We start from the raw sequence: 19,893 nt of genomic DNA on the forward strand, positions 1-19,893 counted from the left end.
CCGGTGAGTTACAGCCGGTCGAGGAGCATGGCGATCCGGTCGGTCTCCTCGGCCAGGAGGTGCTCCGGCACCGGTTCGAAGAGCTCCACGACCGGACGCCCCTCCTTGGCCTCCCACACACCCGCCACCCGGCCCCGATGGATCACGACGGGCGAGATCCACCCCGCCGCCCGGCTCACCTTGGGCCGTACGGCCTTCGGCAGGAGCGGTTCCAGGTCACGCGGCGCGCCCAGGATGAACTGGTCGAAGCCGGGCAGCAGAGGCACGTCCTCCGACGGCGGGCAGGCCAGCAGGTCGTCGAGAAGCTCCGCCGGCAGCACGGCGGGCATGCCCTCCACCTCGACCTGCGCGAGTTCACCCTCGAGCTCCCCGAACCAGCCGCGCAGGACGGCCTTCGGCGTGACGCCGCGGAACAGCCAGGCGTCGAACATCCGGGGGGTGGCCGGGCCGTGGGCGCCGAGGAACGCCCGGAGCACGCGCACTCCCCCTTCCTCCGGGGAGAGCGCCTCCCCCCGGCCGCCGGGAAGCCAGTCGGCCGGCGTGGTGAAGGTGACCCTGCGGTCACGCGGCGGGCCGTAGCACAGCTCGCCCAGGAAGCTGAGCGGCTTGAGCAGCGCGCCCCACCCGGACGTGAGGGCCTCCCTCAGGTGAGCGTCCCCGGTCACCTCGATGACCGCCTCGACCAGCTCCTCGCGGGTCAGCACCCGGCCGGACAACGCGCGCGGAACGGCGTCCAGGACGGCCTCGATCTCCCGGGCGGACACCCCGTGACCGCGCTGCCAGGAGGCTCTCTCCCAGAATCGGAGCGCCCCGAGGGTGGCCCGGTAGGCGGGCAGCTCGTCGGCCGGGAGGAGATGGAGCGTGCTGCGCATCGCCCAGGTCTTGACCAGCGTGCGGTCACGCCACAGGGCGTCCTCGATCTCCCCCGGGCGCGGGCTCGCATGCCGCACGGCCACGGCCAGCGCCGCCGACGAGGCGACCTGCGCCTGCACCCCGCACAGCCGCCGGGCGATCGCCACCGCGTCGCCGCCGCCCGCGGGCCCGACGAACTGCCGTCTCAGCCTCCAGGCGAGCACCTGCGCCCAGGTCGTCTCAGCAACCACGCCACACTTCTACACCTCCGGTACGACAAGTCGCGCATCCCCGGTGATTCAGCAGTGTGGAGCGCCCGGAGACGCCCGAGCGCAATACGGAGAGCCAGGGGGCCCATGCGGTACGGGTGCCCCGCGGAGGGAAGTTCGACAAGGTCCTCGCACCATGCGCGTATGTCGCCTCCGGGCGGTCCCAGGGGCTGCCCGCCGCTCCGGAGCCGACCCTCTTCGAGGACGCCGCCCAGCGGCGTCCGCTCTGTTACGTCGCACCTCCCCGGGAGGTGGACAGGAAGCGCCACCACGTCGTGCACGACGGTCAGGGCCAGGTCATCGGCACCGTGAAGCGGATCCCGCCGAAGCGTCCGCTCCGGCACACCTGGCGCATCGAGCAGCCGGGATATCCGGAGATCACGGGGCGCAACGAGTGGGTGAGCGGCAGGCTCAAGGACGTCGCCGGGCGGGCGGACGGACGGGCGCCGCACGGGGCTCTGGACGGCATGCTTTCCGACCTCGATCCCCGACGCAGGCGGCTGATCAGCGCTTGAGGGCTCGGTACCGTTTGAGCAGAGCGGTGATCTTCTCGTGGTCCGCGCCGCCGTTCAGTTCGTCGAGCAGATCGTCGGGGCACAGCTCGTAGAGATCTCCCCACCATCGGCGGGCTTTGTTGTCCCAGATCCGGTAGCCGCCCGGCACCCCTCTTGCCACATACCGCCTCCTACTCACTGCGCGACTCCGAGCTGTCGGAGTCCGGCGTGCAGCCCCGGCTCTCTGCGGTCTTGTGGTCCCGCTCCCGGGCGTCGGCCTCGGCGGCGTCCCGGCTCCCGCGGCGGCGTCTCATGCTCGCCCCGCCCGCAGGGCGAGTTCGGTCCGCCGCCGGGTGACATCGACGCGCCAGCGGTTTCTCCGGGTGTCAGCCGAGCCGGCGCAGGAGGTGCTCGCGGGCCGCACGGTCGCCGGGGCCGCCCCGCTCCGCGAGGCGTTCCGCGACGTACCGGCGGTGGGCCTCGTCCACGTTCCCGCCGTACTTGAACTTGCCGTTGACCTTCTGGACGGCCAGCCGGAGGCCGCGGATGCCCGGCAGACGCCGGTGATGCTCGGCGGGGTCGGCGAGGCCGTGGTCCAGGCGGGCGAGCTGGGCACGCAGGATGCCGAGCTTCCCGTCCGGGTCGTCGACGATCTCCGCGTGACAGACCAGCTGGACGGCCGCGTAGTACGTCGTGGGGACGCCGAGCCGGGGATCCTCGTCGGCGCCGGGCAGCGCCTTCCACGCTCCCTCGACGTACGCCCAGTCGCCGGCCACGGCCATGACCACGGCGGGGTTCTCCTCGATCGCCGACCAGACGGGGTTCGGCCGGGCGAGGTGCAGCAGGATCGTGGACGCGTCGGCGAGGAGGAACTGTGTCGGCACGACCACCGGCACGTCGCGGTCGCGTCCGGACGCGATGAGGTGACCGAACTCGTTCGCGCGGACGAAGGCCAGCGCCTCCTCGTCGGTGGCGGAGTCCCAGGGATGGATCAGCACCTCCTCACTGTACGCACTCGCCGCGGTGACATACCTCGGCGGTTCCCGGTGCTTTTGACCGCTGAACGTCCTTGACGATTCGCCGCCCCTCCGGCTGAAGCACCGGCATGACCTGCTGTTCTCCGGACCCCTACCGCCCGCCGAGGCCGGCGTCCCTGGCGCGCGCCACCGCCGCGGCGCGATCGGAGACGCCGAGCTTGGCGAAGATGTTCGACACGTGGTTGCGTACGGTCTTCTCGCTCAGATACAGGCGCCGCGCGATGGCGTGGTTGGTGAGACCGGCTGCGACGAAGTCCAGCACCTCCAGTTCGCGTTCCGTCAGCTCGGGCACCGGCCGGGGCCGTACGGCCGACGCGGTGAGAGCGGCCAGCACCCGGCTTCCGGTCGCCGCGCCGAACACGACCTGTCCCGAGGCCACCGCCTCCAGCGAGCGCACGATGTCGGCGGGCGTCGCCTCTTTGAGCAGGTAGCCGCGGGCGCCGGCCCGTACGGCGGCGAGGATCGACGCGTCGTCGGACAGCATGGTCAGGGCCAGCACGGCCACGCCGGGATGCCGGGCCGTGATGCGGGACGTCGCCTCGATCCCGCTCATGCCCGGCAGATGCAGATCCATCAGGATGACGTCGGGAGCGACCTGGTCCACCAGCTCGACGGCCGCCTCGCCGGTGCTCGCCACCCCCGCGACCTCCACCTCGGGCAGATCGCGGAAGAGCGCGACCAGCCCTTCGGCGAACACCGGGTGGTCCTCCACCACCATGACGCGGATCATCGGACCGCCAGCGGGAGCCGTACGACCAGGTGCGTGCCCGCCCCGGCCTGGTCGAGCAGTTCGAAGGTGCCGTTGAGCTCCTCGGAGCGGCGCCGCATGGAGGCGAGGCCGAACCCGTGGCGGGCGGGAGCCCCCACCCCGACGCCGTCGTCGTCGACCCGCAGCTCCAGAACGCCCGGCGCGTCGCACGCCCGCAGGCTGACCGTGCATCTGGACGCCATGGCATGCCGTACGGCGTTCGTCATGGCCTCGGCCGCGATCCGGTAGGCGGCCAGCTCGACCGGCGGCGGAAGGGCGGGCAGGTCGGGCGGGGCCTCCACCTCGACCGCGAGGTCGCCCGCGAAGCCCCTGCCGAGCTCGGCCAGCGCGCCCGTGAGCCCCAGCATGTCCAGGGGCGGCGGGCGCAGGTCGTTGACGATCGCACGGACGTTCTCGACCGTGCCGCGGATGCGGCCCGACAGCTCGTCCATCACCCGTTTGGCTCCCTCGGGGTCGGTGTCGACCAGGCGCCTGCCGCGGTCCACCTGCAGCGCGAGGGCCGCCAGCGTGGGGCCGAGCCCGTCGTGGAGTTCGTAGAGCAGCCGGTCACGCTCCTCCTGCCGGGCCGCCAGCAGCCGCCCGTGCGAACGCTCGAGATCGGCCCCGAGGCGGTGCGCCCGCACGGCCACCGCGACGTGCGGCGCGAGCTGCGCCAGCAGGGCACGGTCCTTGGGGCGCAGCCGCTCCCCCAGCACCAGCGTGCCGACCCGCTCGCCCTGGTAGAGGAGCGGAACGCTCTCACTTGTGTCGGCGCCGCTCGGGCGTCCCCAGGAGGCCACGACCGCACCCGGCTCCTCGACGGCCACATAGTGGATGCGCAGGACCCGCCCGACCTCCGCGGCCATCCGCTCCAGGAGGTCACCCGGCGCACCCGCGTCCGAAAGCCGCACGCCAAGGCGACGCAGCGCACGCGCCGGGTCGTCGCGATCGCCGTACACGAGGCGGTTCGCGGCGACGGACACCCGCAGATAGAGAGGGTGCACCGCGAGCGCCACGATCAGCGCGGACGCGCCGGAGCCGATCGCGTTCCCGAGCGTGGCCGCGACCAGGGCGTACGCGGCCAGCAGTGCGACGCTGACGGCGCCGAACGCGAGCGCGCGCGACAGCAGGAGATCGAGGTCCCAGAGGCGGTGCGCGACGACGGCCACCGACACCGCCACCGGCAGCGGGACGGCGGCGAGCGCCACGATGACCGGCCCCCACGGCACGAACAGGGCGACGCCGAGCAGGCCCACCGTCAGCAGCGCGGCGGCCAGCACCCATTGGAGCCGCCGTCGCACCTCATCGTCCGCCGACCGGTAACGGCCGACAAGCGAGCCGACCGCGGCGAGCACCGCGCCGACCGTGCACACCGTGCCCGCGGTCCTGAGGGCGTCCGGAACCCCGGTGAGCCCGGCCAGCACGCCGTCGTACCCCTTGGGGAAGAGCCCGGGGACCTGCTCGTAGGTCACCGGGCGGAGCATCCAGTCGAGCGTGTTCACCCCGATGCCGGCGTACGCCCCGGCCGACGCGGGCCACCAGCGGCGCGAAGGGAGGCGGCCGTCCGGGAAGATCAGCAAGAAGATCGTCGGAACCAGGAGGTAGGCGGGGATCCACACCCAGTTGGACACCCACATCGCCCACTCGTCCCCCGGCAGGCCGGTGCCGTCGTTGATGCCGAGCAGGCCGTACGCGCCGAGGGCGAGCCCGAGCCCCTGGGCCGTCCCCACGACCACCATCACCCAGCCGACCCGGCTCCCCGGCCGCTGCGCCACCACGAAGAGGCCGGGCACGCCGAACGACAGCGCCGCGACCGCGCGGAAGGCGTCGAACCGTTCGACGATCCCCGTCACGCCCAACTGCCGCAGCCTGGGCTCGACGACCAGCGTCCCGAGGACCAGGACGAGCAGTGCGCCCGCCGCCACGGCGGCGCGCCGGGCCGATCTGTCCGTCATGAGGGGGATGTTGCCATCCGCGTGTCCCGTCGTCACGGGACGAGATGTCCCGTCCCGCGCAGGACCGGCGGCTCATGCCCGCCGGACGTCCCCCGCAGGACCCTCGAATCCGCAACCCTTCACCACGTTCTTCGAGGAGAGGACATGTCCGCACCCACCGCCACACCCACCACCGTTCCCGCCGCCCGCCCGCTCTCGTCCGCGCTCGTCGCCGGCGTGGGCCTGCTGCTCGCCATGGACGTCGCCGGCGCGATCATCTCCCTGTCCGCGGGCCTCAGCCCGACCCTGCTCGACGCCCTCGGGCCGCAGGCGCGGCTGTCGGCGCCGATTCCGATGATGATCGCGCAGGTCCTGCTGGTCGTCGGCGCGACCCGGCGTCGCCGCGGCGTCGCCGTTCCCGCCTCGGCCCTCCTGGTCGTCGCAGGAGTGCTCGCCTTCATGTCCGGCTTCTACGACGGCGGCTACGCCGCCGACCTCACGGCGGGCCAGCGGGTCTTCCAGATCGCCCTCGTCACGGCCCACCTCGGAGTCGGCGTCCTCGCGGGGTTCCGCCTGGTAGGGCTGCTGCGGCGCTGATCGCGGGGGGTCACATGCGGCGGAGGAGCAGGGTGACGAAACCGAGCGCACCCCGGTAGCCGTCGAGCCACATGTCGCGATGCTCCCTCATCACGGCGAGGGCCTGCTCACCGTCGGGGCCGGGGTTGTCCGCGGCCCAGCGCGCCAGCGTGCCGGTCCACGACCACTCGTACTCGTCCCATTCCGCCAGATCGCTCACGTGGGCGTAGACGGTCAGCCAGCCCTTGGACTCGGCGGCCTCCACCGTGCCCGCGAGATCCGGATATTCGCCGATCGCTTCCGCGACCTCGGGAGCGGGAGGGCGTTCCCAGTACCCCTCCCCCACGAGTGCGAGGCCGCCGGGCCGTACGAACCGGGCGAGAGCCTCCATCGTCTCCGTCAGCCCGCCGAAGGCGTGCGTCGAGCCCACGCACAACCCCAGGTCGTACGGCTGGGCGGCGGTGAAGGCGTCGGCCGGCGACGTGTGCAGCGTCAGCCGGTCGGCCAGCCCTCGCCTGACGGCCGCCTCGTTCGCGGCCGCCACGGCGTGCGGGGAGATGTCCACGCCGTCGGCGCGGGCGGACGGGACGAGTTCGAGCGCCCGGAGCGACCACTCGCCCTCGCCGCATCCCAGGTCGAGGATGCGTGCTCCCTCCGGCAGCGCCGCGCGGCGCAGCAGCCGATCGAGGTTGGCGGCCGAGACGGGCGCGGCGATGGGATGATCACGATGGGCGATGGCGCTGAGCAGTTGTCGATCCACCTCGCCATCCTGCCGAGCTGGATCAGGCGCCCGCATCTGCATTTATCGGGCGACGAGGATCTTGCTAACGATCTGATTTCTCCCTCCAGCGAGGGGTAGTGTGCCGCGTCCAGGTGGACTCCCTAGGCGAGTGAGCCGGCCGGCCCCAGGCGGGCGGGGCGCGGCGGGCGGCGGTTCAGCCGGTCCAGGAGCTGTTGAGGAAGGACATCATCATCGGCACCATGAGCGGCCCGATCACCGCGGCATAGAGGATGATCACCGACCGGTGGCGGGCGCCCGCCCGGCCGATGAGCACCCACAGCGGCCACCACAGCAGCGCCGACCGGGGGATCGACATGTAGAACGTGGAGGTGACCAGCGCGCCCACCTGCAGCCCGACGTAGACGAACTCCGCCCAGCGGCGGGTGACGAGCAGCCAGACGAGCAGCAGCACCCCCACGATCGCCGCCGCGATCTCGAGACGGAACATCGGCGCGAACCCGCCGTCCCCGCCGGTCGAGTCCCACGTCGTGCGGAACGCCTCCCAAGGCCAGACCGGTTTCCGCCCCCATCCGGTCTGCTGCGCGTTGTTCCAGGCCAGCCAGTCACCCGTACGGGAGTACTGGTAGGCGGCGTACGCGAGGATCGGCGCGAACGGCAGCGCCAGCCAGGCCCCCCGCCACCAGCCCGCCCAGCCGTCCCTCCGGATGCGGCTCACGACGAACTCAACGATCAGCGCGACGGCGAGGAACAGTCCGGTGATCCGTACGCAGGAAGCTCCGGCGGCCAGGGCGCAGGCCAGCGGCCAGGTGCGGCGGCGGGCCGCCAGCCAGGCGGGCAGCGCGAAGGCGAGGAAGAGCGCCTCGGTGTAGCCGGCGAACAGGAAGACGGCAGGAGGACACAGCAACAGCGCCAGGACGGCCCAGCGCCCCGCCCCGGCGGGCCCCTCGAAGTCCGCGAGCCGGGCCAGCGCCACCACGGCCACCGCGCCGGCCACGAACGAGATGATCAGCCCGGCCAGCGTCCAGTCGTCCACCACCAGGTGGACCAGCCGCAGCGCCAGCGGGAGGCCGGGGAAGAACGCCGGCAGCCCCGGATCGGGCTCCAGCTTCGGGTCGCCGTCGTAGCCGAACTCCGCGATCTTCCGGAACAGGTCGACGTCCCAGAACTTCCACCGCTCCAGCAGCGGGGCGTGGTTCTGGCCGGAGACGATCAGGATTCCGTAGACCGCCACGAGGAGCATGCCCGCCCTGGTGCCCACCCACAGCAGCAGGGCGTCCCGGACGGTGGCGCTGCGCCACAGCGGTTCTGCGGCGCCCCCGCCGGCGGGGAAGTCCGAGTGCCCGGCGGCCTCCGTGTCCGGCCCGGTTCGCTCCCCACGCTCGGGGTCGTGCTCAGCTTCCTGGACGAAAGCCGTCACGTGCCGTCTCCTCTCGCACCTGCCGGTCCTCGCCGCGCGGTGTCCTACCGCTTCAAAGCACGGTGTCCTTCCGCCTCGAAGCGGGGTCCATCCCCCGGACCACTGCTGCTCCCCTGGGCCGTACGCGGCGAGCGGCGGCCGCGCCCATGATCGGCAATGATGTCAACCACCCGAGGCCCCGCGCCAGAGCGACGCCGGCGCCGCCTGCGGGAGCCGCCGATGACCTCGGGTTTCCGCCGAAACGAGCCGGGGCGGCCGGCGCCTCGGATGAAAGTTGCAGCGCCCGGGGAACTGAGCGCCCGGTGAGCTGGGAGATCCGAGGACTCATGCCGTGTGGACAACCACCGGCAGGTACACCTTGATCCGCACGCAGGGAAGTCGGGACAATTTCCCCGATATTCACGTCAAATCGCATCCATCCCTTTCACCGCCGCCCGTACGGCGACGCGTGGCATGCCGCCGTTCCAACCACCGCGACCCACGAGTGAGCGGAGGACGGCGGCGACCGCAGGGTCGGCCAACCCGACGACCCGCCCGACAGAAAGGATCGTGATGAGTCACTCAGCGCAATGCCTGGGCGTGGTCGCCGAATCGGCGCCGGGCGAGACACGCGTGGCGGCCACCCCGGCCACCGTCGCGCAGTTGGTCTCGCTCGGCTACGAGGTGATCGTCGAATCGGGCGCCGGCAGACGGTCGGGCTTCACGGACGACGCGTACGCCAGGACCGGGGCGCGGATCGCCGGCCGCGAGGAGACCTGGAACGCCGACGTCGTGCTGAAGGTGAACGCGCCGTCGGCGGACGAGACCGCGGCGTTGCGCGAGGGAGCCACGCTCGTCTCCCTGATCGGCCCGGCGGCGAACGCCGATCTGGTGGACGCGCTCGCGCGACGGCCGATCACCGTGCTCGCGATGGACGCCGTGCCGCGCGTCTCCCGTGCGCAGTCGCTCGACGTGCTGAGCTCGATGGCGAACATCGCCGGTTATCGCGCCGTCATCGAGGCGGCGCACGCGTTCGGGCGGCTCTTCACCGGCCAGGTGACCGCGGCGGGGAAGGTCCCCCCGGCCAAGGTCCTGGTGGCGGGCGCGGGCGTGGCGGGGCTGGCGGCCATCGCCACGGCGACCAGCCTGGGCGCGATCGTACGCGCGACCGACCCCCGTCCCGAGGTCGCCGAGCAGGTGCGCTCGCTGGGCGCGGAGTTCCTCGACGTCGGGGTCGCCCAGGAGACGAGCACGGACGGGTACGCCCGGGAAACCTCGCGGGACTACGACCGCCGCGCCGCCGAGATGTACGCCGAGCAGGCCGCCGACGTGGACATCGTCATCACCACCGCCCTGATCCCCGGACGTCCCGCCCCCCGGCTGCTCACGGCCGAGCACGTGGCACGCATGCGCCCGGGCAGCGTCGTCGTCGACATGGCCGCCGCGCAGGGCGGGAACGTCGAGGGCACCCGTCCCGGGGAGGCGGTCGTGACCGAGAACGGCGTGACCATCATCGGCTACACCGACCTCGCGGGGCGGCTGCCGGCGCAGGCCTCGCAGCTCTACGGCACCAACGTCGTCAACCTGATGAAGCTGCTCACCCCCGGCAAGGACGGCAGGCTCGTGCTGGACTTCGACGACGTCGTGCAGCGCGCGATGACCGTCGTCCGCGACGGCGAGAAGACCTGGCCGCCGCCGCCCGTGCCGGTGAGCGCGGCCCCCGCCGCCCCGGCCGCCCCGGCCACCCCGGTGCGGGGAACGGCGGCGGCTCCCGCCGGGAGACCGCCGTCGCCGCCCGGACGGCGACGCCATCTGGTCACCGCCGCCGTCGCCGCCGCGCTGTTCCTCCTGACCGCCTTCTCGCCGAACACGCTGATCGAGCACGTCACCGTCTTCGTCCTGTCGATCGTGATCGGCTACTACGTCATCGGCAACGTCCACCACGCGCTGCACACGCCGCTGATGTCGATCACCAACGCCATCTCCGGGATCATCGTGGTCGGCGCGCTGCTCCAGATCGGCCAGGGCGACACGGTCGTCGCCGTCCTGTCGTTCGTCGCCATCCTGCTGGCGAGCATCAACATCGTCGGTGGCTTCGCCGTGACCCGGCGCATGCTCGGCATGTTCACGAGGAGCTGACCGTGACCCTCACCACGGCCGCACAGGCCGCCTACATCGTCGCCGCCCTTCTGTTCATCCTCAGCCTCGCCGGCCTGTCCAAGCACGAGACCGCACGCTCCGGCGTCGTGCTGGGCATCTCCGGCATGGTCATCGCGCTCGCCGCCACGGTCGTCCTCGCCGCGGACGGCGGCGAGACCCTCGCGGTGGTCCTGCTCCTGGCCGCGATGGCGATCGGCGCCGCCGTCGGGCTCTGGCGGGCCCGGATCGTCGAGATGACCGCCATGCCGGAACTCATCGCCATCCTGCACAGCTTCGTCGGCCTCGCCGCCGTCATGGTCGGCTGGAACGGCTTCCTGGAGGTCGAGAACGGGGGCGGGGCGCAGGCGGAGGTCCCCGGCTCGCTGCTGGGCGTCCACCACGCCGAGGTGTCCATCGGCGTGTTCATCGGGGCGCTCACGTTCACCGGGTCGGTCGTCGCGTTCCTCAAGCTGTCGGCCCGGATCGACTCCCGCCCGATGATGCTGCCGGGCAAGAACCACCTGAACCTGGGCGCGCTCGCGGCGTTCGCGGTCCTGACCGTGCTCTTCGTGATCTCCCCGAACCTCGGGCTGCTCATCGCGCTGACCGCCGTGGCGCTGCTGCTCGGCTGGCACCTGGTCGCCTCCATCGGCGGCGGGGACATGCCCGTCGTCGTCTCGATGCTGAACAGCTACTCGGGGTGGGCGGCCGCGGCGTCCGGGTTCCTGCTCGACAACAACCTGCTGATCGTCACCGGCGCCCTCGTGGGCTCGTCCGGCGCCTACCTGTCGTACGTGATGTGCCAGGCGATGAACCGGTCGTTCATCTCCGTGATCGCCGGGGGTTTCGGCATCGAGGCGGGCCCAGCCGGCGACCACGACTACGGCGAGCACAAGGAGATCACCGCCACCGAGACCGCCGACCTGCTCAAGGAGGCCAAGTCCGTCGTCATCACCCCCGGGTACGGCATGGCGGTCGCGCAGGCGCAGTATCCGGTCGCCGACCTCACCCGCAAACTGCGGGACCGCGGCGTCGAGGTGCGCTTCGGCATCCACCCGGTCGCCGGCCGCCTGCCCGGTCACATGAACGTCCTGCTCGCCGAGGCCAAGGTGCCGTACGACATCGTGCTCGAAATGGACGAGATCAACGACGATTTCGCCACCACGTCGGTCGTCCTCGTCATCGGCGCCAACGACACCGTCAATCCGGGGGCCGTCGAGGACCCGGACAGCCCCATCGCCGGGATGCCCGTCCTGCGCGTGTGGGAGGCCGAGAACGTGGTCGTCTTCAAACGGTCGATGGCCACGGGCTACGCCGGGGTGCAGAACCCCCTGTTCTTCCGGCACAACAGCAGGATGCTCTTCGGCGACGCCAGGCAACGCGTCGAGGAGATCGTCTCCGCGCTGTGACGGTGTGACCAGCCTGCCGCCGAACGCCGATCCGGGCCGGGAGGACGACGCCTCCCGGCCGCGGTCACCCGTGCTCGATCTTCGTCAGCCCGAAGCCGAGCTGGCTGTAGAGCTCCAGCTGGTCGAAGTATTCGCGGTGCGTGACGATCCTGCTGTCCCTGACGAAGGTCGAGCAGGTGGCGCGGAGAGTGATGTGACGGTCCGTTCCCTCTATCTCGCGCCCGTCCGGCAACAGGAAAGGCCCCTTATGGGTGCCGGTATAGGTCCATTCCGTGACGGCGGGGTTGTCACAGTCGCCGAGCTCGAACCAGGCCGTCGCGTGGAAGTCCGGAAAGGCCCTGAAGAACTGCTCGTACATCCAGGCGATCTGGTCGTGGCCTTCCGCCACGCCTGACGGCGTGACATACACGGCGCCGGGGCTGTAGCAGCAGAGAATCCCCGGTATGTCGTGACTGTTGATCGCGTCGGCCAACCAGTGCTTGAGGTCCCAGAAAGTAGCCATAGGGCGCCCTCGGTGCGTCGAATATCGGCTACTCAATTTACGCAAAGCACGGTTTTCTCATGGTTCCCGAAGTGCCTCGCCTTGGCAAAAGACGGCTCGCGGTCGTCCCCGTCGGCTACGCGCTCCAGCTCCGTCCGGGCGTCAAGCGGCGATCCAACCAGACGTACAAGAGCTGTTGCACAACATCTCTTGTGCTTCTAGGGTGGGCAGGTGAGTGATCGTCCAACGCGTGAAGTACGCGACTCGAAGGTGCTCGCCGCGATGTCCCACCCGCTGCGCCGGCGGCTGCTCGACATCCTGCGGGTGGACGGGCCCTCGACGGCGTCGGTGCTCGCCGACAGGACCGGGCAGGCCGTCGGCAACATCAGCCATCATCTGAAGGTCCTCGCCGCGAGCGAACTCGTCGAGGAGGTGCCGGAGCTCGCGCGTGACCGCCGGGAGCGCTGGTGGCGCAGGTCGCCGGACGTCCTCAGCTGGTCGGCGTCGGACTTCCCCGACGATCCCGTGGCCGCGGCGGCGGAATCGCTCGTCCTCGACCGGCAGACCGCGCTCGTACGGCAGTGGTTCGCCGAGCGCGACGGCTACCCGGAGCCGTGGCGGCGAGCGGCGTTCACCACCGATCACTGGGCGAGGCTGTCGGTCGCCGAGCTCGCCGAGTTGGAAGAGCAGATATTCGCCCTGTTCGCCTCGTTGGCCGACCGGGAGGTTCCCGACGACGGGGAAGAACGCAAGCTGGTCTTCCTCACCGTCCGCGCCGTGCCGGGCCGGCCGTGACCACGACGCCGATCGTACGCGGCGGACTGCTGGGGACTCGCGACTTCCGGCTGTTGTGGATCGGCGAGACGACGAGCACGCTCGGCAGTTCCGTCGGCGGCGTGGCGCTTCCGCTGGTCGCCGTGATGACTCTGCACGCGAGCCCGCTGACCGTCGGGCTGCTGACCGCGGCCGCCTGGCTGCCGTGGCTGCTGGTCGGACTGCCCGCGGGCGCATGGGTGGACCGGATGCCGAAACGGCCGGTGATGCTGGTGTGCAACAGCGTGTCCATGGCGGTGTTCGCGAGCGTGCCGATCGTGGCATGGCTCGGCGCGCTGACGACGGCGCACCTGCTCGTTGCGGCCACGACGGGCGGTGCGGCGAAGGTGTTCTTCACCCTCGCCTACCGGGCCTACCTGCCCGTGTTGGTCGAGAGCGAGCGCCTGCTGGAAGCCAACGCCAAGCTCCAGGGCAGCGAATCGGCCGCGCAGATCGCCGGTCCCGGGCTGGCAGGGCTGCTCGCGCAGTGGTTCGGCGCGGTCAGCGGCGTACTGGCCGACGCGGTCAGCTTCGCGATCGCCGTGCTGTGCCTGCGTTCCGTGGGCACGCGCGAGACCCGCCGGGAGGGCGCCGCGAAACGGCGGCTGCGCGCAGAGATCCGCGACGGGCTGCGGTTCGTCGTCCGCGACCCCTACCTGCGCACACTCACGGCCTTCGGCGCGATGTCCAACATCGCCTTGATGGGTTACTCGTCGATCCAGGTCGTGTTCCTCACCCGGGACCTCGGCGCCGAGGCAGGACAGGTGGGCGTCGTGCTGGCGGTGGCAAGCTCGGGCGGCCTTTTCGGCGCCGCGCTGTCCGGCCGGACGGCCACGCGATTCGGAACGGCACGGGGATTCCTGCTGTGCGAGGCCCTCGCCGCACCGATGGCTCTGCTCGGGCCGATCGGCAGCGGCGGCACGGGACTGGTTCTCTTCACCGCCGCCGGCTTCGGCACCGGCCTGGGCATCGTCGCCTCGAACATCCTGACGAGCACCTTCCGCCAGCACTACTGCCCGGCCGAACTGTTCGGACGGATCACCGCGAGCGCCTCGGCCCTGAACTACGGCGCGATCCCCCTCGGCGGGCTGCTCGGCGGTGTGCTGGGCGAGGCGGTCGGCGTACGCGAGACCCTGATGCTGATGGCCGTCATCCAGCTCCTCTCACTCGCCGTCCTGCTGCTCAGCCCGTTCCGCCCCCTGCGCGACTTCCCCGTCCCCCACGTCTTGTCGGCCATGCCGGAACAACTGCATGCTGCAGACCGATCGTGATATCTCGCCGAATGATCAGAAGTGGGACGGTGCCGGGCGCCCTGGGCTCGTTGCCGGTCATCCGTCATTGCGCGCTGCGCAGTTTGAGAAGGTATGTCGCAGTAAGCGCAACGGCACGGTCTTCGTCGTCCGACAGATCTGCGAGGGCCCGCGACGTCGTGATCCCCGGGATGTCCGCGAGCGCCTGTGTCAGCCGTCGACGTGCGGACGATTCGATGCCGCTCTGGGCGAGGCAGCCAACGAGCCTGGTAGCGATCTGCTCCGTCAACGCGGGGTCACTCGCCAGCGTGCTCAGCGCATCGGCCGCATCGACGTCGTTCGTCCCCTCGACGATCATGTCGATGAGCGTCGGGACCGCGTCGGCTGCTCCACGTGCCCCGAGCGCCAGAGCCGCACAGCTGCGAACCACGACATCGGAGTTCGTGAGGGCCTGCTGCAGCAGCGCGGTGGCCGCACCGCTCGGAATCTCGGCGATGGACTGGACGGCCCGTTTCCGCACCGCGGCCACTGGTGAGTCGAGGCCCTCCGCCAGCAGCGCCACTCCGCTGTCGCCCGATCGCGCCAGAGCCCATCGCAGGGCTCCGGCGACGTTCGGGTCCGTCTCGCTCAGCGCTGCCTCGACCAGAGCTTCCACCGGCACCGAAACCTCTTCGACCGAGGACAGGGCCGCACGCTGGCGCTTCCCGGCGCTCTCCGACCCCAAGGCCTGGAGGAGTGCCACAATCCGGAGGACGTCCTCCCAGCCGGCGGGTTCCGCGGCACCGATCCGACGCAGTCGCGTGAGCAGTTCCGTCTCGGCCGCGATGCGCTCTCGCGTCTGGCGGATGAGGTCGTCGACGAGTTCCGAGGGCGTGAAGCCGGGATCATCCAGCGCACGCCCGACCTCGCGCAGCGACAGCCCCAATGACCGCAGGATCTCGATATGGAAGATCCGCTGGATGTCCTCGCTGGAGTACTCCCTATAGCCGGCCTCGGTACGACCCGTTGGCCGCACCAGGCCGAGCGATTCGTAATGCCTGAGCATGCGGGCGCTGACCCCGGACCGTCGTGCCACATCACCGATCAACACCGCCTGTCACCCCTCCTGGCCGGCCGTGCCGAGGACTGCGACGCGCTTCGCCTCCTCGATCGCGAACTCGAATCCGGCTTCCGGGTTGCGCAACAGCCGTTCCGTGGCGATCGCGTGCTGACGCACACGAGGGTCGCGATTCGTCATCGCGGCGTCCAGGGGCGGTGTGATCACCTTACCGAGCGCGATCAGCGCCCGGCTGAGGCTCAACTGCGTCTCACGCTCACCGCGTCCCAGCTGTGTCGCCAACACCCCGGCCAACTCGGGTTCTTCACCTTCGGGCACGAGCACGACCGCTGCTCGCCAGGCGCTCCGCGCCACCTCGTCGTCGGTGTCGGTCAGCAGCGCCCGTGTGATCGCCGGCCATGCCTGCCGATCCCCGATCTTGGACAGCGTGTGCAACGCCTGGCTTCGCGCCTGCGCACGCTCCGAGCGAAGTTCTTCGATGAGCTTCGGAACCGTCATCGATGACGAGTGGCGGGTGAGCGCCCACGTGAGCATGTCGCGCACGTAGAAATCGGGCTCGATCGCGCATCGTTCGACGAGCTTGTCGACGAACCGCGGGTCCGGGGTCGTGCCGGCCGCCAGCACTGCCTGCAGCCGCACCGACGAGCTGCTGCTCTCCAGCGCTTGAAGAGCTCTCAACGTGTTCGTGTCGTCTTCCGGTGTGGTCATCGGAACCACCACCTCCTCGGCGACAGTCAAGACCTTGTCACTGTGTCAAGGTCAAGCGGAGCCGCACAGGTTGAGCACCCGGGCCGTATATCGCAAGGCCTCCTCGGGGAGGGCCGCCATCTGTTCGATGCCGGGTCCGGGTGAGATCTCGAGGAGACGCGCCGAGACCATATGGTCAACCGGCGCAGTGGTTGTCGGCGAGGGATTTGTTCGCATCGGGGTTGCCGAGGGACACCGCCGCGTTCCAGTCGGCGCAGGCGGCACCGGTGTCGCCCAGCCGGGATTCGGCCACTCCACGCTGATAATAGGCGTCGGCGTATTGGGGGATCAGTCCGATCGCCGCGTTCAGATCGGATATCGCCCCGCGCGGGTTACCCAGCCCGATCCCGGCCGCTCCCCGGGAGTAGTAGGCCTCTGCCAGCTGCGGGTCATAGGCGATGGCCGTGGAAAGGTCCGCGTACGCGCCCGAGTAATCACGCAGAGCGATTTTGACCTTACCGCGCTCGTTGTAGGCGGCTGCGAAGGTCGGAAGCCGCGACACCTCATAGTCGAGCTCGCCGAGTGCCCCGGTGTAGTCACGGTCGTGGTACTTGATCATGCCGAGGTAGTGGTGCGCCAGGACGAAGTCCGGGTCGAGTTCGACGGTACGCTCGAAATCCGCTGTGGCGTCGGCGTAGTTTCCGTCGCGGAATCTGGCGATGCCCCGGCTGTTGTACGTCAACGCAACGCCGGGCTCTTCGGCGATGGCGTCGCTCATGATGGTTTCCGTGTTCCGCCAGGCCGTGTTCCGGATGATGGTCAGCGTGGCGAAGAGGATCACGAACCCCGCGGTCGCCCCGATCGCGCCGAAACGCAGCCTGCGATCACGGTGCCGGAGCGCTGTGTCCGTGAAATATCCGGCGATGAGGAAGATGCCGAGATACGGCAGGTACGCATATCTGTTCGCGTGGTAGCCGTCGATGAGAAGCACGGCCTGGGTCGGCGCGATGGTGACCGCGAAGAATCCGAGCCCGAAGACGACGATTTTGCGAGCCGGCCTCACCAGCCACAAAGCGGCGGCCCCGGCCGCGAGCACCAACGGGAAAAGGTAGAGGTACCAGGGGAAGGGCTTGTGGGGGTACTCGTAAACGAGGGACAGATGGAACGGGTAGATCGACTGCACCAGATGGTTCACCAACGCCGAGCAGGCCAGGAGGATCCGGTCGACAACGGTGTACCCGTGCTGCGGGACCACATCCTGCCGTACGTTCAGCGCGACGAGAACCGTGATCGCGGCGATGACGAGAAACGGGATCTTCTCCAGGAACAGACGTCGGCTCGGCCTGCGGCCCTGCAGGTGGTCCACGAGGAACAACACCAGGGGAAGCGCGACGGCGGTCGACTTGGAAAGCGCGGCCAGCCCGAACAGGACCACGGACCATGCCAACGGCTGCCAGCGCTGTGACCTGATGTAACGCAGGTAGACCAGGAGCGCGGCCAGTGAGAAGAGCGTGGCCAGCAAGTTGCTGCGGGCGGAGATCCAGGCGACCGTGTCGACGTTCACGGGATGGATCGCGAACGCCACCGCGACGAAGCAGGCCAGGAAAGCGCGCTCGGTGAGCCGGCGGAACAACACGAACACCAACGCCACATTGGCCAGGTGCAGTATCAGGTTCGTGAAGTGGTACATGCCGATCGCGCCGTGGCCGAACAGATAGTCGATCGCGTACGACACGTACACCAGCGGCGTATACATGAACTGCAGCGGCGTGGTGAACCAGTGGCCGATGTTGGTCCCGCTGAACTCCCGGATGGAGACGTTGTCCACCACGCCCTCAGGATCGTCGAAATAGATGAAGCCGTTGCCGAGGCCGTTGGCGTGCACGGCGAAGGCGCCCGCGACGATCAGTACCAGAATCTGCCATCGCAGGGAGGGGTCCTGCGTTCTGGTCGTGCTTGTGCGCGCGGCGGCATAACGGGCACCGCGGCGAACGGCCGGGCGAGCGGGCGTCATCACACGCCTCCAGTGAGCGTCGTCGCTGTCGGGCGTTCCGGCCCCGCCGGCGCTCCTCGCCGGCTTTGGACCGTCTCGGACTGTACGCCGCACTGATCGAACCCGGTACCGGCTGCGGCCCGCTTCGTCCGGCGGAGGGGCCTGATCAGGCGAGCGTGTCCAAGACGGCGAGGTCGTCGTCTGAAAGGATCAGGTCGGCGGCCGCCATGTTCTCCTCCAGGTGGGCCGGTGAGGCTGGGCCCGCATCGGGTGGGTGCCCCTGTCCGCGTCGGTCTCACCCGCCGGTGTATACAAGGCGAACATGACAGCGGATACCTTTACGGATTCGACAGCATTCCTCGCCTCCAAGGGCGCCGCCGAGATCCCTCACCCCGGCGGCACGCTCCTGGAGCACCTGCACCGTGTCGCCGCCCAGCTCAAGGACTGGGACGCGCCTGAAGAGGTGCAGCTCGCCGGTCTGTGTCACGCCACCTACGGCACAGACGGCTTCGACCACCCGCTCCTCGACCTCGCCGATCGCGCCGCGCTGGCCGAGGTGATCGGGGCCCCGGCCGAGGCGCTGGTGTATCTCTACGCCTCCTGCGACCGCGCAGCCACCTATCCCGCCCTGCGCTTCGTAGACCGCTTCATAGGCCGGCCGGTTGACCCCTCCGTCGCCGAACTCCGAGCGTTCATCCTGATCACAGCCGCGAACGAGATCGACGTCGCCCAGCACAACGCGGACATCCGCGCGGAACACGGGGCCGCGCTTCACGCGTTCTTCGCCCGTAACCGGGTTCTCCTGCCACCGGTCGCCTGGGAGGCCGTCAAGGAGACCTTCGCCGTCCGCATCGCGAGCCTCGATCACCTGGTCCTGACCGTGGCGGACATCCCCCGGACGATCGATTTCTATCGGGACGCCCTCGGAATGGAGCCGGTGACCTTCAGCGGTGGCCGCCACGCGCTCGCCTTCGGTTCCAGCAAGATCAACCTGCACCAGGCCGGGCACGAGATCCGGCCACACGCCCTCCGCCCCGTGCCGGGCAGCGCCGACCTCTGCCTGATCACCCATTCGCCCCTGGACCAGGTGGCCGCTCACCTGACCGCCGCGGGCGTACCCATAGAAGAGGGTCCGGTTCCCAGGACCGGCGCGCTCGGTCCGATCACCAGCCTGTACATCCGTGACCCGGACCACAACCTCATCGAGATCTCCACCTACGACTGATGGAGTAGCCCTGGTTCAAGCCTGGACCCGCGAAGCGCCGGCTCAGGGTGTTCGGTAGGAACAGGCGCCGCCTCCACGCCAGGGCGAAAAGATCAATCCCGGATGCCGGCAGGCGCCTGCCCGACCGTCGCGGGGGTATGGTCCGGCCTCCCCCGCACGGCGAAGACGCCGATGGCGAACAGCGCCGCGAAGAAGACGCCGTCGGGCACCAGGAACCAGGCCCCGGGCAGCCCGAGGGCGCCGAGGAGGCAAGAGACGATCAACGCGATCCCGATCCACCACGGCAGCATCCGCGCCCTCAGCACAGCGATGCCGAGGCAGATCGAGCCGACGACCAGCGCCAGGAGCGCGACACCCTCGAAGACCGCGAAACCCGGCGGTTCCTGTGCGGGGATGCCGCCGTGGCCGACCAGATACGGCTTGACGAACGCCTCAGTGGTGCCCTCGCCGACATTGAGCATCACCAGCGCGGCGAATATGCCGGCGTAGCCGACGATGTGCAGCTTCGGCGCACGCCCGGCGAAGGTCAGGATCACCGGCAGCCCCAGCGCGATGACGACGTCCCCGACCAGCGCGATCCCCTCGAACAGCGGCCAGTTCTGGTAGCGGAACACCTCGTCGCCGCTGCCCGGCGCGAGCAGGTTGGCGGCGAGGTAGCCCGCCCCCGCGACGATCGTGCCGACGATGAGCGCCCACCCGGCGAGGCGTCTCACGTTCACGGTCATGGTCTCCTCCATGGTTCGCAGCGCCAGGCGCTGTGCGCGATGCCGTCCGTCGGCGGCGCGTCCTCA

At 70.3% G+C, this 19,893-nt stretch carries 19 protein-coding genes; 7 read left to right on the forward strand and 12 right to left on the reverse strand.

Features of this window, described 5'->3' with window-relative positions; translation table 11 throughout:
- Positions 1-8: 8 nt before the first annotated feature.
- Positions 9-1,103, reverse strand: a complete 1,095-nt coding sequence (locus HHX35_RS27065) for a winged helix DNA-binding domain-containing protein (protein ID WP_182901527.1) — start codon at positions 1,101-1,103, stop codon at positions 9-11.
- A 116-nt stretch (positions 1,104-1,219) separates the two neighbouring features.
- On the opposite strand from HHX35_RS27065, the gene HHX35_RS27070 reads away from it, so the two are divergent.
- Complete coding sequence (locus tag HHX35_RS27070; protein WP_182901528.1) at positions 1,220-1,636, forward strand: hypothetical protein; 417 nt, start codon at positions 1,220-1,222, stop codon at positions 1,634-1,636.
- Here HHX35_RS27070 and HHX35_RS27075 read toward each other — a convergent pair.
- The 4 genes from HHX35_RS27075 to HHX35_RS27090 form a co-directional block, all read right to left on the reverse strand.
- Positions 1,626-1,796, reverse strand: coding sequence for a hypothetical protein (locus HHX35_RS27075; protein ID WP_220505921.1), 171 nt, complete (start codon positions 1,794-1,796; stop codon positions 1,626-1,628). The two genes, HHX35_RS27070 and HHX35_RS27075, sit on opposite strands and share 11 nt — an antisense overlap.
- 205 nt (positions 1,797-2,001) lie before the next feature.
- Positions 2,002-2,613: an FMN-binding negative transcriptional regulator gene (locus HHX35_RS27080; protein ID WP_182901530.1), complete on the reverse strand. Its 612-nt coding sequence runs from the start codon at positions 2,611-2,613 to the stop codon at positions 2,002-2,004.
- Between the two features lie 130 nt (positions 2,614-2,743).
- On the reverse strand, positions 2,744-3,382 hold the full coding sequence (locus HHX35_RS27085) for a response regulator transcription factor (protein ID WP_182901531.1): 639 nt from the start codon (positions 3,380-3,382) through the stop codon (positions 2,744-2,746).
- A complete protein-coding gene (locus tag HHX35_RS27090; protein WP_182901532.1) occupies positions 3,379-5,355 on the reverse strand; it encodes a GAF domain-containing sensor histidine kinase in 1,977 nt (658 codons plus the stop codon). The genes HHX35_RS27085 and HHX35_RS27090 overlap by 4 nt, the downstream gene beginning before the upstream one ends.
- A 144-nt stretch (positions 5,356-5,499) precedes the next feature.
- Here HHX35_RS27090 and HHX35_RS27095 point away from each other — a divergent pair, with 144 nt between their 5' ends.
- Positions 5,500-5,931: a hypothetical protein gene (locus HHX35_RS27095; RefSeq protein WP_139580540.1), complete on the forward strand. Its 432-nt coding sequence runs from the start codon at positions 5,500-5,502 to the stop codon at positions 5,929-5,931.
- Positions 5,932-5,941: 10 nt separating this feature from the next.
- Here HHX35_RS27095 and HHX35_RS27100 read toward each other — a convergent pair whose 3' ends face one another.
- Positions 5,942-6,670: a cyclopropane-fatty-acyl-phospholipid synthase family protein gene (locus HHX35_RS27100; RefSeq protein WP_182901533.1), complete on the reverse strand. Its 729-nt coding sequence runs from the start codon at positions 6,668-6,670 to the stop codon at positions 5,942-5,944.
- Between the two features lie 175 nt (positions 6,671-6,845).
- On the reverse strand, positions 6,846-8,069 hold the full coding sequence (locus HHX35_RS27105) for a hypothetical protein (RefSeq protein WP_310739330.1): 1,224 nt from the start codon (positions 8,067-8,069) through the stop codon (positions 6,846-6,848).
- Between the two features lie 552 nt (positions 8,070-8,621).
- On the opposite strand from HHX35_RS27105, the gene HHX35_RS27110 reads away from it, so the two are divergent.
- Together HHX35_RS27110 and pntB are read left to right on the forward strand one after the other, a co-directional pair.
- Entirely contained in the window at positions 8,622-10,187 is a 1,566-nt protein-coding gene (locus HHX35_RS27110; protein ID WP_182901534.1) for a Re/Si-specific NAD(P)(+) transhydrogenase subunit alpha, read from the forward strand.
- Between the two features lie 2 nt (positions 10,188-10,189).
- A complete protein-coding gene (pntB, locus tag HHX35_RS27115; protein ID WP_182901535.1) occupies positions 10,190-11,596 on the forward strand; it encodes a Re/Si-specific NAD(P)(+) transhydrogenase subunit beta in 1,407 nt (468 codons plus the stop codon).
- A gap of 64 nt (positions 11,597-11,660) precedes the next feature.
- Here pntB and HHX35_RS27120 read toward each other — a convergent pair whose 3' ends face one another.
- Positions 11,661-12,098: an ester cyclase gene (locus HHX35_RS27120; RefSeq protein WP_182901536.1), complete on the reverse strand. Its 438-nt coding sequence runs from the start codon at positions 12,096-12,098 to the stop codon at positions 11,661-11,663.
- Positions 12,099-12,308: 210 nt separating this feature from the next.
- Between HHX35_RS27120 and HHX35_RS27125 the strand changes: the two genes are divergently transcribed.
- Together HHX35_RS27125 and HHX35_RS27130 are read left to right on the forward strand one after the other, a co-directional pair.
- A complete protein-coding gene (locus HHX35_RS27125; protein WP_220505923.1) occupies positions 12,309-12,872 on the forward strand; it encodes a helix-turn-helix domain-containing protein in 564 nt (187 codons plus the stop codon).
- On the forward strand, positions 12,869-14,161 hold the full coding sequence (locus HHX35_RS27130) for an MFS transporter (protein ID WP_220505924.1): 1,293 nt from the start codon (positions 12,869-12,871) through the stop codon (positions 14,159-14,161). Before HHX35_RS27125 ends, HHX35_RS27130 begins: the two co-directional genes overlap by 4 nt.
- 64 nt (positions 14,162-14,225) lie before the next feature.
- Here HHX35_RS27130 and HHX35_RS27135 read toward each other — a convergent pair whose 3' ends face one another.
- From HHX35_RS27135 to HHX35_RS27145, 3 genes are all read right to left on the reverse strand, one after another.
- The gene (locus tag HHX35_RS27135) at positions 14,226-15,230 is read right to left on the reverse strand and encodes a MerR family transcriptional regulator (RefSeq protein ID WP_182901537.1); all 1,005 of its coding nucleotides are present in this window, start codon (positions 15,228-15,230) and stop codon (positions 14,226-14,228) included.
- 6 nt (positions 15,231-15,236) lie between these two features.
- Positions 15,237-15,935: a HEAT repeat domain-containing protein gene (locus HHX35_RS27140; RefSeq protein ID WP_310739331.1), complete on the reverse strand. Its 699-nt coding sequence runs from the start codon at positions 15,933-15,935 to the stop codon at positions 15,237-15,239.
- Positions 15,936-16,080: 145 nt separating this feature from the next.
- Positions 16,081-17,898 (reverse strand): tetratricopeptide repeat protein, encoded by a 1,818-nt coding sequence (locus HHX35_RS27145; RefSeq protein ID WP_182901538.1) that lies wholly within the window; start codon positions 17,896-17,898, stop codon positions 16,081-16,083.
- A 301-nt stretch (positions 17,899-18,199) separates the two neighbouring features.
- Here HHX35_RS27145 and HHX35_RS27150 point away from each other — a divergent pair, with 301 nt between their 5' ends.
- Positions 18,200-19,102 carry a VOC family protein gene (locus tag HHX35_RS27150; RefSeq protein WP_182901539.1) on the forward strand — a complete coding sequence of 301 codons (903 nt, stop codon included), beginning with the start codon at positions 18,200-18,202 and terminating at the stop codon, positions 19,100-19,102.
- A 92-nt stretch (positions 19,103-19,194) separates the two neighbouring features.
- On the opposite strand, the gene HHX35_RS27155 is transcribed toward HHX35_RS27150, so the two are convergent.
- The gene (locus HHX35_RS27155) at positions 19,195-19,827 is read right to left on the reverse strand and encodes a hypothetical protein (RefSeq protein ID WP_182901540.1); all 633 of its coding nucleotides are present in this window, start codon (positions 19,825-19,827) and stop codon (positions 19,195-19,197) included.
- Between the last annotated feature and the right edge of the window lie 66 nt (positions 19,828-19,893).

The organism is Microbispora sp. H10830 (assembly GCF_014161375.1).
Taxonomy (GTDB): domain Bacteria; phylum Actinomycetota; class Actinomycetes; order Streptosporangiales; family Streptosporangiaceae; genus Microbispora; species Microbispora catharanthi.